The organism is Nocardia sp. NPDC003183 (assembly GCF_053590715.1).
This window is the reverse complement of sequence record NZ_JBSFTG010000003.1, coordinates 627605-641346: the sequence shown is the minus strand read 5'-3', so window position 1 is coordinate 641346 and position 13742 is coordinate 627605. Positions and strand designations below refer to the sequence as shown.

The window sequence follows — 13742 nt, the reverse complement described above, 5'->3', positions numbered from 1 at the left end:
GACGGTTCTGGACTTGCCGGAACAGTGTCAAGAGGAGATCTTTCGAATGAGTTTCATGAGTAAGGCCGGCCTCGCCGTGGCGGCGCTCGGCCTTGCGGCCGGCGCGGTGCTGGGCGCCGGTTCGGCGAATGCCGTCGGCCCCGACCAGTGGGGCGCGATGGCCGCGGACGGCGACTGGGCGAACTACGGTCGTTCGGTCGGCTATCCCACGCGCGCTGAGGCCGAGGCTGCCGCGCTGGAACAGTGCGCCGCGGATGGTTGCCTGGTGGAGGCCGTGTGGGTCAACGGCTGCGCGGCCCTGGTGGAGAACGATGACTTCATCGCCTGGGGCAAGGGCCCGACCCGCGCCGACGCGGAGCGGGAGGCCTACCTCGCGCTGACCGAGGGCACTCCGCAGAGCCTGCTCGTCAACGTTGGTTCGTCGCAGCTGGCCGGCGGTCATGTGATCGAAACGGTCTGTACCGCCAACGCGAGCTGATCGTCACGGTGATTGTCGAGCCCGGACCGCGTAGCGGTCCGGGCTCGAGTCGTCTTCGGCCCAGACGCTGATCACGGCCGGAGCATGCTGGTCTGGATTCATGTGCTGACGGCGGTGATGTGATGTTTCACCGTGTGGTTGGCTGTCACCGGGTCATCAATGATGATCTTGAAGGTTCCGGACTTCCGGAACAGGTTCCAGAGGAGATCTTTCGAATGAGTTTCATGGGTAAGGCCGTCTTCGCCGTTGCGGCGTCGGTTCTTGCGGCCGGGTCGGTGCTGGGCGCCGGTGCGGCGAGTGCGGCAGGCGACCAGTGGGCGTCGATCGCGTTGAGCGACGGCCAGGCGATCTACGGCACCAGCGTCAACGAGGAAAGCCCCGAGGCCGCCCAGGCCGCCGCGATCGCCGACTGCCACCTGGCGGACTGCAACGTGGTGACGACGTGGGCCAACGGCTGCGCCGTGCTGGTCGAGAGCGACAACGGCATCGCGTGGTCGACCGGTGCGACGCGGGCAGAGGCCGAGCGCAAGGCGTACGAGAACCTCTCCGAGCTGACCCCGACCGCGCTGCTGGCCAACACGGGCTCGGCGGGCCTGAGCGGCTCCGAAATCGTCGACGTCATCTGCACGGCGAACGCGCGCTGACCATCACGGAGCGAACGGGCCCGGATCCTCACCCAGGATCCGGGCCCTCTGCTGTTGTGTACTAAGCATTTTCGACAACGGCTACCGAGTCGATCCAGGCGCTGATCATGTCGGCGGTCCCGGCGATGATGGCGTCGAGCTCGGCGTCGTCGAGTTCGACCGAACGCAACGCGGTGGCGAAGCCCGCGTTGAGTACGACGAAGGCCATCACGTCGATGTCGACGTGCTTGATCGGGCCCATGAACTGGATGAGGTAGAGCTTGATGAGCATCCGCAGCCGGGGTTCGAATTCGGGGATACCGCTGCCGTAGAACTGCAGATCGGCGACCAGGGCACGGACGAGCGGCCCGTTCGCGACGAGAATGTCGACGGCGGAGCGGATCAGACCTATCACGGCATCGCGGGGGGACTGGCCGGAACTGGCGGTGAGCAGCTGGCTGTAGCGCTCTTCCACCTGCAGAAACAGGCTGTCGTTGAGCTCTTTGACGATCTCGTCGCGGTCGTTGAAATAGCGGTACAGCGTGCCGATGCTCATGCCCGCTTCGGTCGCGATCCGGTTGGTCGAGGTATTGCCGATACCGCGGGTGCCGAAAAGATGAGCGGCCACCGTGAGAATGCGCGCTCTCGTCTCCTTCGCCCGGTCCTGCTTGGGGCGTTTGCGCTGCTTATCGGCTTGCGGGGGCATCTATCGACCTCGGCAGAAAGAAGAGTAGAAGGTGAGCGGTTGCTCACCCTACAGTCATGATCACAGAGAAACCGCAGTGTAGGCCAGCACATCGGCCGACATGACGGAAGCACAACCACTACCGGCGGCGCCGGGGTGTAGAAGAAGGAGGAGTCGACGATGACGATCCCACTGGACGAGACGGCCCTGTGGCAGCCCCTGCGCGATGTCCGGACGATGACCAGCCGGTTGGTCGGTCACTTCGTCGACAATGTCGCGACTTGCCGGACGCTACCCGGCGATGTGATCGCCGGCGACGTCACCTCGGTCACCCGGATGTGCCTGGAAATCGTCGGCGGCATGCTGGACGGCCGCGACGAGGAGGTGAAGCTGAACCGGCTCGCGGTGGCGGCGGCGGGCTGGGCGCGCGAAGGCGTGCCGATCGACACGATCCTGCACGCTTTCCACGAGGGCTTCCGGCTCTCCTTCGACGCGGTCTACGACGGGGTGGCCGATGTCGATCGCGCGAGTCTGATCCACGGCTTCCGCCGGGTCGTCGAGATCTCGGACCTGTTGTGTACCACGGTGACTCGCTCCTACATCCGTGAGCACCGCGAGGCCGTCGGCGAACATCACACGGCGGTGCACACCCTCACCTCGGCACTGCTGGCCGGTCAGTCGACCGTCACCATGGCCCGCGAGGTCGGCATCACCGTCTCCGACGCGTATTCGGTGCTCGCTCTCTCGATCGGGGCGCACCCCGACGAGCGCGACCCGCGCGTGAACGGTGCGGTGGTGGCCCGGCGCAAGCTGCGCAGGGTGCAAACGGCGTTGGCGCATCGGTGCGGTGAGCAGGTGCTGTCGCTGCTGTCGGTCGACGGCGGCACGCTGCTGATCCCCGCCGATCTGCTGGTCGGCGAGCAGCTCGACGCACTGGTCGAAGCGCTGTCGCGGGCCGCGCATGTCGACATCACCGCGGCTCTGGTGCCCGCGGCCACGGAGGAGATCCCCGATGCGGCCCAGCGCGCCCACGAACTCCTGGACATGGTGGAGCGTCTCGACAGCGCCCCCGGCCTCTACCGCTTCGGCGACCTGGCCCTGGAGTACCAGCTCACCCGACCCGGCCCCGGTCGCGCCCGGCTCGGTGAACTCCTCGCCCCCCTCGACAACCACCCTGAGCTCTACGAAACCCTGCGCGTGCACATCGCCAACAACATGAACCGCCAGCGCACCGCCCGGCTGCTGCACATCCACACCAACACCGTCGACTACCGCCTGCGCCGGGTAGCTCAACTCACCGGCCTCGACCCGGCCCAGTCCTCGGGCCTGTGGCAACTGCGTTCCTCGATGATCGCCCGCAGCTTCCACACCGGCCCCGCCCCCCACTCCACCGTCACCGAAGCCCGAATTCCCCGGCGCCCCGCTCCCCATCCCTACTCCGACCTGGACGGCATCCGCTCGGCCTGAACCCCACCTCCGTCCCCGGCGCCGCGACCCTGAGTTGTCGCGATGCCGGGGCTTTCGAACGCCGATCCCGCACTCCGCCAAGCGAACACCGGACGGCGCATCGAGAAATACAGTGAACCTGGTTTCGTTCTATGGTTATATAGACCAAAACTAGGAGGGGTGATGACCGCCGAGTCGGTAGAGCAGTTGTGTCGAGCGATCGAGCAGGGCGCGTCGCCGAAGTACCTGGCGTTCTGGGGGCACAGCCCACGTCGCGACGGGACGATCGGCTCGAGCAGCCTGAGCCAGTGGTGGCCGGCGACATTCGTTGTCGACGGTGTGGAATTCGCCAGTGCCGAGCACTACATGATGTGGCGCAAGGCGATGCTGTTCGAGGACGCGGCTACCGCGGCGAAGATCCTCGAGGTCGGCCATCCGAGCCAGGCGAAGAAACTCGGCAGGCAGATCCGTGACTTCGACGAAGACATCTGGGAGCGAACGCGATTCGACATTGTGGTCGCCGGGAGCGTGGCCAAGTTCGGGCAGGATGACGCGCTGCGGGAATATCTGGTCGGTACCGGTGCGCGGGTGCTCGTCGAAGCCAGCCCGGTGGACCGGATCTGGGGGATCGGGATGGCCGCCGATGATTCGGGTGCGCTGGATCCCGTGCGGTGGAAGGGACTCAATCTGCTCGGGTTCGCGTTGATGCGGGCGCGGGACGAGTTGGTTCGCCGGTAGATAGCGGTCCATCGCTACTTGTCGGTGGGCGTTGTTAGTCTGTGGCAGACGAACGGTTCGGGAGGAATCGGGCGTTTCGACAAGCGAGAACTGTTGTGGCCGGAAATATCTCGGCGCTATGACAGGTTCGCTGAACGGTGTCGTGGCGATGCCGGAAAGCTATTTCCGGGGAAGTCGGCCGCCGTTCATGATTGGTTCGGCTTCGAGGCACGGAGTCGGTATTTCGACGGGGAGAATCTCTGATGTCTGTTGTGGGCAAATATGCCCTTGGTGTGGCCGCGCTGTCCGCGGTGGCGGCGTTCACCGTGGTGAACGCCGGGCCCGCGGCCGCGGGGGAGAGTGGTGTGGCGATCGCCGAGGCTCCGGGGTACACGGCGGTATCGCGCGACGGTGGATTCGAGACCGCGTCGGGTGACCTGTACGGGGCGCTGGCGTTGTCGTCGGGTCGCGCCGTGGTGGCCTCGGCGGTGAACTACGGCAGCTGGGCTGCGGCGAGCCAGGCCGCGCTCGATGAGTGCGGCGTGCGCGACTGCCAGGTCGTCGTCGAATTCCGCAATGCGTGCGGCGCGGTGGCCCAAGGCGCGGACTACCGCTTCGGCTGGTCGTGGGATCACTCCCTGGACGCGGCCGAGCGCTCCGCGGTGGACGTGCTCGGCATCAGCGCGGCCCCGTTCCCGGATCCGGGTTCGGCGTCGCCGCGTGCGGCGAGTGTCATCCTGTCCGCGTGCACGGCGAACGTGTAGCGAAACGCGAAGCAGCAGGGGCACGGACCGAATAGGTTCGTACCCCTGCTGGATTCAGCGGCGCAGTACTTTCCTGGCCAGCCAATTGCCGAAGAACTGCACTCCCTGTACACCGGCGATGATGATCAGCACCGCCACGATGGTGACCTGCCACTGGAATTGCTGATACCCGTAGACAATGGCGAAATCACCGAGCCCGCCACCGCCGACGGTGCCCGCCATCGCCGAGATATCGACGATCGAGATCACCACGAAGGTGTAGCCGAGAATCAACGGCCCCAACGCTTCCGGAACGATCAGCGTGAGAATGATCCGCAGCGGTCCCGCACCGACCGCACGCGCGGCCTCGATCACACCCGGGTCGACCGTCACCAGGTTCTGTTCCACGATCCGCGCGATCCCGAACGAGGCCGCGACGATCATCACGAACAACGCCGCCTCGGAGCCGATCGTGGTGCCCACCACCTCCAGCGTGACCGGGCCGAGCGCGGCCAGCAGGATGATGAACGGAATAGGGCGCACCACATTGACGATCACATTCAGCACGAAGTAGATCGGCCCGTTCGCCAGCAGGCCACCCCTGCGGGTCGTGTACAGCGCGGTCCCGAGTACCAGCCCGATCAGCCCCGCGACGACGAACGTCACGCCGACCAGATAGACGGTGGTCCCGATCGCCTCGAACAGCGTGGGCCGCAGCTTCTCCCAGTTGGTCTCCATCAGCCCGCCTTCCGTTCCAGGTCGGCGACAACGCGATCCAGCGCGGCATCGGGCCCGTGCAGCGCCAGGGTGACACTGCCGAATGTCTTGTCCTGCAACGTGCTCACCCCGCCGTAGACGATCTCGAAGCGCACGTCGGCGGCGGTAGCGGCGGCCAGCGCCGCCCCCAGACCGCTGTGGTCGTCGATGTCGACGGTGACCAACCGGCCGCCGTGGAGCTCGCGCAACCGATCCAGCTCGGTCGCGTCGGGCCGGTTGTGCAGCACGGTCGCCACGAACGACCGTGTCGGCGCGGCCTGCGGCGCGGCGAAAACATCGAAGGTGGAGGCCAATTCGACGATCCGGCCCTCGGCGAGCACCGCGACCCGGTCGGCGACCGCGCGGATCACATCCATCTCGTGGGTGATCACGACGATGGTCACCCCGAGTTCGGCATTGATCTTCTTCAGCAATCGCAGCACCTCGCCCGTGGTCTCCGGGTCCAGCGCGGAGGTGGCCTCGTCGGCGAGCAACAGCGAGGGCGAGGTCGCCAATGCCCTGGCGATCCCGACCCGCTGCTTCTGCCCGCCCGAGAGCTGATCGGGGTAGGCGCGCGCCTTGTCGGTGAGCCCGACGAAGTCGAGCAGTTCGGCCACGCGGGCCTTGCGTTCGGCCCGTTTCCAGCCCGCCACTTTTAGTGGGTACTCGATATTGCCCGCGGCGGTGCGGGATCGGAACAGGTTGAACTGCTGGAACACCATGCCGATATCGCGACGCAGCCTGCGCACCGCCGACTCCGGCACCCCGGTGATCGGGGTGCCGGAAATCGTGACGGTGCCCGAAGTCGGCTTGTCGAGCGCGTTGATCAGCCGGACCAGCGTGGACTTGCCCGCTCCGGAGTAGCCGATGACGCCGAAGATCTCACCCGGTTCGATCCGCAGGTCGATACCGTCTAGTGCGGTGTGCCGAGCGTCGCCGCTGCCGAAAATCTTCGTGACGGAACGGAATTCGACGGCGGCTGGGCCGGCACTCACTTGGCCGTGCGGATGCCCTGCTGCACCCGGTCCAGGATCTGCTCGAGCTCGGCGCCAGGACGGTTCACCGCGACCGCGGTGCCCTTGGTGGTTTCGGCATGCGCGGTGGCCACGGCCGGGTCCTTCCAGATCTCGACCAGCTTCAGATACGTCGGATTCGTCTTGTCCTCGGCGCGGCTGACGATCACATTGATGTACGGCTCGGCGGCCGGATTCTTCGGATCATCCTTGTACAGCGCCGATTTCGGGTCGACGCCCGACCGGTCGAGGAAGGTGTTGTTGATCACCGAGCCGTCGACCGAGGGCAGCGACAACGCGGTCTGGGCGGCATCGACGGGAGTCACCCGCACCTTGGACGCGGCCTTGTCGATGTCGGCGGGCGTCGGCTGGACCGAGGTACCGGTGATCTTCAGCAAGCCGGCGGCCTGGAGCACGAATAGTGCACGCGCCTGGTTGGTCGGATCGTTGGGGATCGCGATCTCACCACCGGCCGGGATATCGGCGAGAGCCTTGTGCTTCTTCGAGTAAAGGCCCAGCGGGACAATATACGTCGAGCCGATCGGGGTGAGCGTGTCCGAGCTCGCCACGTTGTATTGGCCGAGGAACTGCAGATGCTGGAACAGATTGAGGTCGATCTGTTTCTGCGACAGCGCCGTATTCGGCTGCTTGTAATCGGAGAAGTTGGTGACCTTCAGCGTGATGCCCTGCTCCTTGGCCTTCTGTTCGAAGACCTCGAAAGCCTTGTCCTTGTCGGTGGTGCCGATCCGCACAACCGTGCCCGACGCGTCGTCATCGGAACCGCACGCGGTCAGGGTGAGGGCCGCGGTTGCTATCAGCACTGGGATCGCCAGTGTCCGACGGAATTTCACTTGTACTCCCGAATTGCTAGCAGAAGATGAACTCGGCCATCCAAGCTGTCGGCACTACCCGCCGACAACGGTTTGACTTGCCATGAGCGAAATCCTCGCAAACACTGGGACGCCCGTCTAACTTGCGGACAATGCGAATCCTGCGCCGTCTGCTGGCGATTCCGGTCCTGGTCGCGCTGGCAACAGGGGCGGTGAGCTGTGGGCAAGACCACCCGGACGGCGTGGTGCGAATCGGTGTGAACGACATCGCACAACCGCACTGGGAGGTGTACAAACGCAAGGCGGCCGAGCAGGGCATCACCGTCGAGTACGTGAACTTCACCGACTACAAGCAGCCCAATCCGGCGCTGGCGCAGAAACAGGTCGACCTCAACAAATTCCAGCACGTGCGGTACCTGGCCAACTACAACGTGGCCAGCAACGACACGATCGTGCCGATCGGCGCGACCGAGATCTTCCCGCTCACCCTGTACTCCACGAAGCACACCTCGGTCGCCGAGATCCCGCGGGGTGGGCAGATCACGCTCAGCAACAATCCGGCGCAGCAGGTCCGCCCCCTGCTCGGGCTGTCGGCGGCGGGGTTGATCGTGCTGAAGGGTGGCGCGAGTTGGGACTCCACGATCGACGACGTCGACACCGGCGCTTCGAAGGTGCGGCTCACCACGATCGATCCGACGCTCACCGCGCAGTCGTTGGACAGCGTCGACGCGGCGTTCGTCGACGACACGTTCGCCGGGCCCGCCGGCCTGACCCAGCAGCAGGTCATCTACACCGACGACCCGGAACGTCCGGAGTTGAAGCAGTACATCAACGTCTTCGCCGCGCGGGCGGCCGACAAGGACAACCCCACCTACCTGAAACTCGCGCAGCTCTACCATGATCCGGAGGTGGTGGCCGCGGTCCAGGCGGAGACGGGCTACGCGGGAATCTTCAAGACCAACGACGCCGCCGATCTGCAAGCCACGCTGCGCGAGCTGGAAACGAAGTTCCGCAAGTAGTCGCGAACACCCCCCGGCACGGTGGTCTCCAGGTGCAGGGGTGCGGATCACGGTGCACGCGGGCGACCACATATCGGCCATCACAGTCAGCTCGGCGCCGTCGTGCTCGTCTCGCGGCGTAGGAGCCGCCCGCCGAGAACAGGCCCGACCAGGGTTGATGCGCTCGAGGTGCTCCGGCAGCGGGTCAGCGCAGCGGGTGCTCGACCGACAGTCTGCCGCGGCGGACGAGATCACGTTTGGTGATCGGCGGCAGGGCGGCGTCGTCGTCGGGGGCAGCGGGGTTGGGCCGCACCAGCAGGGTGACGGTCGCGGCGGGCACGAATCCGCTGCTGGTCATCAGCGCGGCCGAGGCGCTGTTGCGGTCCTCGACATCGGTGACGATATGGCGGGCGCCGCGGGCGAACAACGCCTCCGAGCACACGTTCACCAGCCGCCGCGCGATCCCGTGGCCCTGCATATCGGGGGCTACCGCGATCCATTCCAGATACGCCCAGTCGTCGCGATGCTCGAACTCCATCGACCCGAGGACGAACCCGACCACCCGGTCGGAATCCAGGGCCACCCAGCAGGCGTTGTCGGGGCTGTCGAGGTGCTCGGCGACGGCCGTGAGCGACCACGACGTGTACGGCTTGATGGTGGTGTCGAAAACCTGATGGCCGAGGTCGAGGACTTGACGCAGGTGTCCCAAACCCATCGGCACGACAGCGATGGCGGTGTCCATAGCCGCCAGTGTGCCCTACGCGCCTTTGCGGGCAGCGGTCTTGGACGCGGTGGATTTGCTCGCGGCGGCTTTGCGCGGTGCGGCTTTCTTGGCGGCCTTTTTCGCGGGTTTCTTCTCCGGGGCGGCTTCGCGGCGCCCGCTGGTCTCGAGACTGCGTTGCAGCGCGGCGACCAGATCCACGACTTCGGCATCCGCCTGTTCGGCGGGCGCTGTCTCGGCGGCGGGCTCGACCTTGCCGGTGCCGCTGGCGATCGCCTCGTCGAGCAGCTTCTGCAATTCGATCTGGTATTCGTCGGTGTATTCGGACGGGTCGAAATCTCCTGACATCGATTCGACGAGGGTTTCGGCCATCTTCAGTTCTTGCGGGCGCGGGGCGGGTGCGTCGTCGAGCGACGGGAATTCGACCGCCCGCACTTCGTCGGGCCACAGCAGCGTCTGCAGGACCAGCACACCGTCACGCACGCGCAAGGCGGCCAGCCGGGTCTTCTGGCGCAGTGTGAAATGGACCAGCGCGGTCTTGTCGATGCGTTCGAGGGTCGCCGCCAGCAACTGATAGGCCTTCGGCGTCGTGGAATCCGGTTCGAGGTAATAGCTCTTGTCGAACAGCACCGGGTCGATCTGATCGGACGGCACGAATTCCAGCACGGGAATCTCGTGTTTCTCCGCCGCGGGCAGTTTCGAGAAATCGGCGTCGGTCAGTACCACCTGCTCACCGTCCGGCGAGGTATAGGCCTTGTCGATATCGGAGTACTGCACAGATTTGCCACACACCTGACAGACCCGGTCATATTTGATCCGGCCCCCGTCCTTGGCGTGGACCTGGTGGAACCGAATGTCATGGTCCTCGGTCGCGGTATAGACCTTGACCGGGACATTGACCAGCCCGAAAGCGATCGAGCCCTTCCAGATCGATCTCATCCACCCATCATGGTCGAAATGTCGCGCCGGGGCGAGCAAGCGATCTCGAACAGGTGCCCGCCTGTGATCCCGCGGTGCTTGAAATCGTTGCGTCTGATCCAATTGCCGAGTGGGTATCGAGGTGATCGTGTGCGGGATCGGGCCGGCGGGCCGGGCCGTTGCCCATCGTGCGCTGGCGGCCGGGCGCGACGTCACTGTGATCGATCCACGCCCGGATCGGGGATGGACGCCGACCTATGCGGCGTGGGTCGATGAATTGCCCGGGTGGCTCGATGCCGGCGTGGTCGCGGCGGCGATCGACGAGCCGACGGCGTGGGCGGTGCGCGAGCATCGGATCGATCGCACCTATCAGGTGTTCGATACGGCGGCGCTGCAGTCGTCGTTGACGCTGCACGGCGCGACCGTGATCGCGGACCGCGCTGTGGAGGTGAACACACGCTCGGTGCGGACGGCGGGTGGGCTGACCCGTACCGGGCAGGTGGTCGACGCGCGGGGGCTGGCCCGGTCGCCGCGTCGCGCCGAGCAGACCGCCTACGGGGTGGTCGTGGACCGTACGGGACTCGAGCCGACACTGTTCATGGACTGGCGGGCCGACAACGGGGCCGATCCCGACGAGCCACCGTCGTTTCTGTACGCGATACCGCTGAGCCCCGACACCGTGCTGTTCGAGGAGACCTGCCTCGCCGGGCGACCCGCGCTCGCGCCGGACGTGTTGCGACGCCGACTCGAACATCGGTTGCGGGTGCGGGGGATCGCGCTCACCGGGGCCGAACCCGTTGAACGGGTGCGATTTCCGGTCCAGGGCGGCATGCCGGGGCGCGGCAGATTCGGTGCGGCCGGTGGGTTGACCCACCCCGCGACCGGATACAGCGTCGCCGCCGCTCTCGCCGCCGCCGACACCGTTGTCGCGGGTGGCACGGTGTGGACGCCCAGCGCGCGGGCCGTGGCGGCCTTGCGCCGCGCGGGATTGCGCGCGGTGCTGGCTCTGCCGCCGCGCGAGGTCCCGGTCTTCTTCGAGACGTTCTTCGGTTTGCCCGCGCACCTGCAACGTTGCTATCTGTCCGGCCTCGATGACCTCGGTGGCACTCTCGCCGCGATGCGCGCGCTGTTCGCCGATCTTCCGCCGAATCTGCGCCGCACTGTCGTGACCTCGGTCGTCGGCGCGGCTCGTCGGTAGCCGACGCCGAGACCCGTCGCCGACCGGACGAACAAGGGTGTGCCAGAGGCCCGGCGGTGCCGCCACGAAGTTGCTACGATCGCCACGCGAACGCGCCGACCCGCCAACAGGATCGGGCCGACGAGGCGGGACGGCCGGAACTACTCCGAGCCCCCGCACGTCGATATGCGCCTCGCGCGATGGTGTGACGAGTTAGGGGACAATCCGGTGTTCGAATTCACCAGGCGGCGCAGTCGCTGGGTGCTCGGCGTTTTCGCGGTGCTCGCAGTGGTGCTCGGTGCACTGGGCGCGACGCTGTTCGAGCGGGTGGAGGGCGGCGGATACACCGACTCCGGGAGCGAATCCAGTCGCGCGCTGGAGGTGTTGGGCACCGAGTTCGGGCAGGCGCCGCCGAACCTGCTGCTGCTGGTGGAAACCGAGTCCTCGGTCGAGGACCCCGAATCCACCGCGGCGGCAACGGCATTGGTCGCCAACCTGCAGGAACGGGCCGGGGTCACCGAGGTGATGTCGTACTGGACCTCCCACCAGCCCGCGCTGCGCAGTGTCGACGGCAAGCAGGGTCTGATCGTCGCCAGTGTGCTCGGCAGCGAACGCGAGATCGACCAACGCGTCACCGCCATCTCCGAAGAGCTGACGGGCAAACAAGGATCGTTGCAGGTCAGGGCAGGCGGATTCGCCATGCTCATGCACGAGACGGTGCAGCAGAGCAAGACCGATATCGCCAAGGGCGAGGCCATCGCGTTCCCGCTCACCCTGATCGCGCTGCTGTTCGTCTTCGGCGGCCTGGTCGCCGCGAGCCTGCCGCTGCTCGTCGCGATCGGCACCGTGCTCACCACGATGGGCGCGCTGTGGTTGCTCACCCTGTTCACGCCGCTGGCCGTCACCGCGACCAATGTGGCGACGCTGCTCGGCCTCGGTCTGGCCATCGACTACAGCCTGCTGATCGTCAGCCGCTACCGCGACGAACTGGCCGAGGGCCGCACGCCGGCGGGCGCGGTGGCCACCACCCTGCGCACCGCGGGCCGCACCGTCGCGTTCTCCGCGCTCACCGTCGCGGTGGCGCTGGCCGGGTTGCTGTTCTTCCCGCTGCTGGCGATCCGGTCGATGGGCTACGCGGGCATCGTCGTCGCGGCACTGGCCGCGCTGGTGTCGCTCACCGCGCTGCCCGCCGCGTTGCTGCTGATCGGTACCCGCATCGACAAGGGGCAGCTCGGCTGGTGGTTCCTGCGCGCGCCGCGTCCCGCCCCGGGTGAAGGCGCCTGGCACAAGCTGGCCACGGCCGTGATGCGCAAGCCGATCTCGATCGGACTCGCCGTCACCGCGCTGCTGCTCCTGCTCGGTGCGCCGTTCCTCGGCGTGAAACTCGGATTCCCGGACGAACGAACACTGCCGGCATCGATGAACTCCCGTCAGGTCACCGAGATCGTGGCGCGCGACTTCGGCGAGAGCGACCAGCACACCCTCGTCGCCGTGCTGCCCGACAGCGCTTACAGCGCGGCGGGACTCGACACCATCGCGCGTGACATGTCCGACCTGGACAACGTCCGCCGCGTCGACACCGCCACCGGCAGCTATGCCCAGGGCGGGTTGCTCCTCGAACCCACCGCGGCCAACGCGCGGTTCCGGGTCGAGAAGGCCGTCTACCTGTCGATCGTGCCGACCACCGGTGACAGCGACGCCCTGGCGCACCTGGTCGAGCAGGTGCGCGCGGTGCGGACACCGAGCGAGTTGCTGGTCGGTGGCGTGGCCGCCGCCAATACCGACTCGGTCGCCGCGATCGAGAACGCACTGCCGTGGGCGCTCGGCTTCGTGGTGATCATGATGCTGATCGTGCTGTTCGCGCTCACCGGCAGCGTGGTGCTGCCGGTGCTGGCGGTGATCCTCAGCGCGCTGAGTTTGACCGCGACCTTCGGTGCGCTGGTGTGGATCTTCCAGGACGGCCATCTGTCCGGGGTCCTCGGTTTCACCGTCACCGGAGACCTGTCGGCAACCGTCCCGGTGATGCTGTTCGCCGCCGCCTTCGGGCTCGCGATGGACTACCAGGTGTTCCTGCTGTCGCGGATCCGGGAGGAGTACGACCGGACCGGCAAGAACGAGACCGCGGTCGCGCTCGGCCTGGAACGGGTCGGACGTATCGTCACCGCCGCGGCGATTCTCATCTCCCTGGTGTTCCTCGGCTTCCTCGCCTCCGACATCACCTTCATGAAGTCCTTCGGCATCGGCCTGCCGCTGGCCGTGATCGTCGACGCCACCCTCGTGCGCGGGTTCCTGCTGCCCGCCGCGATGAAGGTGCTGGGCGACGCGAACTGGTACGCACCGGAATTCCTGCGTCGACTCCACGATCGGTGGGGCCTGGACGAGGGCGGCTCGGCTCGGTCGAAACGTGAAGTGGTGGTGCGTGATCCGCTCGCCGCCAGGTCGGAGGAGGTTGTCGTCGTGGATCCACTCGCGCGGGCGGAGGCGGCGCGGGCGCAGGCGGCCCGAGCTGAGGCCGAGCGTGCCGACCCGGCGCGGGCCGAGGACGGTACGCGGGAGAACTCGCGGGCGCAGGAGAGCATTTCGGTCTCGACGGGCAGTCGCGAGACCTCGGACTGACGAGACGTCGCAGGGGCGGGC

14 protein-coding genes are annotated in these 13742 nt (G+C 66.8%); 8 read left to right on the top strand and 6 right to left on the bottom strand.

Going from position 1 to position 13742, the window contains the following annotated elements; translation table 11 throughout:
* Positions 1-46 precede the first annotated feature (46 nt).
* Together ACWDXS_RS14855 and ACWDXS_RS14850 are read left to right on the top strand one after the other, a co-directional pair.
* The gene (locus ACWDXS_RS14855) at positions 47-478 is read left to right on the top strand and encodes a DUF4189 domain-containing protein (protein WP_378989112.1); all 432 of its coding nucleotides are present in this window, start codon (positions 47-49) and stop codon (positions 476-478) included.
* A gap of 215 nt (positions 479-693) precedes the next feature.
* Positions 694-1122: a DUF4189 domain-containing protein gene (locus ACWDXS_RS14850; RefSeq protein ID WP_449965873.1), complete on the top strand. Its 429-nt coding sequence runs from the start codon at positions 694-696 to the stop codon at positions 1120-1122.
* 61 nt (positions 1123-1183) lie between these two features.
* On the opposite strand, the gene ACWDXS_RS14845 is transcribed toward ACWDXS_RS14850, so the two are convergent.
* Positions 1184-1807 carry a TetR/AcrR family transcriptional regulator gene (locus ACWDXS_RS14845; RefSeq protein ID WP_387443000.1) on the bottom strand — a complete coding sequence of 208 codons (624 nt, stop codon included), beginning with the start codon at positions 1805-1807 and terminating at the stop codon, positions 1184-1186.
* 159 nt (positions 1808-1966) lie between these two features.
* Between ACWDXS_RS14845 and ACWDXS_RS14840 the strand changes: the two genes are divergently transcribed.
* The 3 genes from ACWDXS_RS14840 to ACWDXS_RS14830 all read left to right on the top strand — a co-directional run bounded on the left by ACWDXS_RS14840 (position 1967) and on the right by ACWDXS_RS14830 (position 4713).
* Positions 1967-3253, top strand: coding sequence for a PucR family transcriptional regulator (locus tag ACWDXS_RS14840; RefSeq protein WP_378989115.1), 1287 nt, complete (start codon positions 1967-1969; stop codon positions 3251-3253).
* Between the two features lie 162 nt (positions 3254-3415).
* On the top strand, positions 3416-3970 hold the full coding sequence (locus ACWDXS_RS14835) for an NADAR family protein (RefSeq protein WP_449965869.1): 555 nt from the start codon (positions 3416-3418) through the stop codon (positions 3968-3970).
* A gap of 242 nt (positions 3971-4212) precedes the next feature.
* Complete coding sequence (locus ACWDXS_RS14830) at positions 4213-4713, top strand: DUF4189 domain-containing protein (RefSeq protein WP_387443006.1); 501 nt, start codon at positions 4213-4215, stop codon at positions 4711-4713.
* A 54-nt stretch (positions 4714-4767) separates the two neighbouring features.
* On the opposite strand, the gene ACWDXS_RS14825 is transcribed toward ACWDXS_RS14830, so the two are convergent.
* From ACWDXS_RS14825 to ACWDXS_RS14815, 3 genes are read right to left on the bottom strand one after another with little or no spacing between them, the layout of a single operon-like run.
* Positions 4768-5430 carry a methionine ABC transporter permease gene (locus ACWDXS_RS14825; protein ID WP_378995337.1) on the bottom strand — a complete coding sequence of 221 codons (663 nt, stop codon included), beginning with the start codon at positions 5428-5430 and terminating at the stop codon, positions 4768-4770.
* The gene (locus ACWDXS_RS14820) at positions 5430-6443 is read right to left on the bottom strand and encodes a methionine ABC transporter ATP-binding protein (RefSeq protein WP_379315018.1); all 1014 of its coding nucleotides are present in this window, start codon (positions 6441-6443) and stop codon (positions 5430-5432) included. Before ACWDXS_RS14820 ends, ACWDXS_RS14825 begins: the two co-directional genes overlap by 1 nt.
* Entirely contained in the window at positions 6440-7312 is an 873-nt protein-coding gene (locus ACWDXS_RS14815) for a MetQ/NlpA family ABC transporter substrate-binding protein (RefSeq protein WP_379315017.1), read from the bottom strand. The genes ACWDXS_RS14820 and ACWDXS_RS14815 overlap by 4 nt, the downstream gene beginning before the upstream one ends.
* Before the next feature lie 131 nt (positions 7313-7443).
* On the opposite strand from ACWDXS_RS14815, the gene ACWDXS_RS14810 reads away from it, so the two are divergent.
* Positions 7444-8310 carry a MetQ/NlpA family ABC transporter substrate-binding protein gene (locus tag ACWDXS_RS14810; RefSeq protein WP_387443010.1) on the top strand — a complete coding sequence of 289 codons (867 nt, stop codon included), beginning with the start codon at positions 7444-7446 and terminating at the stop codon, positions 8308-8310.
* A 184-nt stretch (positions 8311-8494) separates the two neighbouring features.
* Here the strand turns inward: ACWDXS_RS14810 and ACWDXS_RS14805 are convergent, their stop codons facing one another.
* Together ACWDXS_RS14805 and ku are read right to left on the bottom strand one after the other, a co-directional pair.
* Positions 8495-9031 (bottom strand): GNAT family N-acetyltransferase, encoded by a 537-nt coding sequence (locus ACWDXS_RS14805; protein ID WP_378627132.1) that lies wholly within the window; start codon positions 9029-9031, stop codon positions 8495-8497.
* A 15-nt stretch (positions 9032-9046) separates the two neighbouring features.
* Positions 9047-9949 (bottom strand): non-homologous end joining protein Ku, encoded by a 903-nt coding sequence (ku, locus tag ACWDXS_RS14800; RefSeq protein WP_449965861.1) that lies wholly within the window; start codon positions 9947-9949, stop codon positions 9047-9049.
* A 109-nt stretch (positions 9950-10058) separates the two neighbouring features.
* Here ku and ACWDXS_RS14795 point away from each other — a divergent pair, with 109 nt between their 5' ends.
* On the top strand, positions 10059-11126 hold the full coding sequence (locus ACWDXS_RS14795) for a lycopene cyclase family protein (protein WP_449965858.1): 1068 nt from the start codon (positions 10059-10061) through the stop codon (positions 11124-11126).
* 207 nt (positions 11127-11333) lie between these two features.
* Complete coding sequence (locus ACWDXS_RS14790) at positions 11334-13721, top strand: MMPL family transporter (RefSeq protein WP_449965855.1); 2388 nt, start codon at positions 11334-11336, stop codon at positions 13719-13721.
* Positions 13722-13742 lie beyond the last annotated feature (21 nt).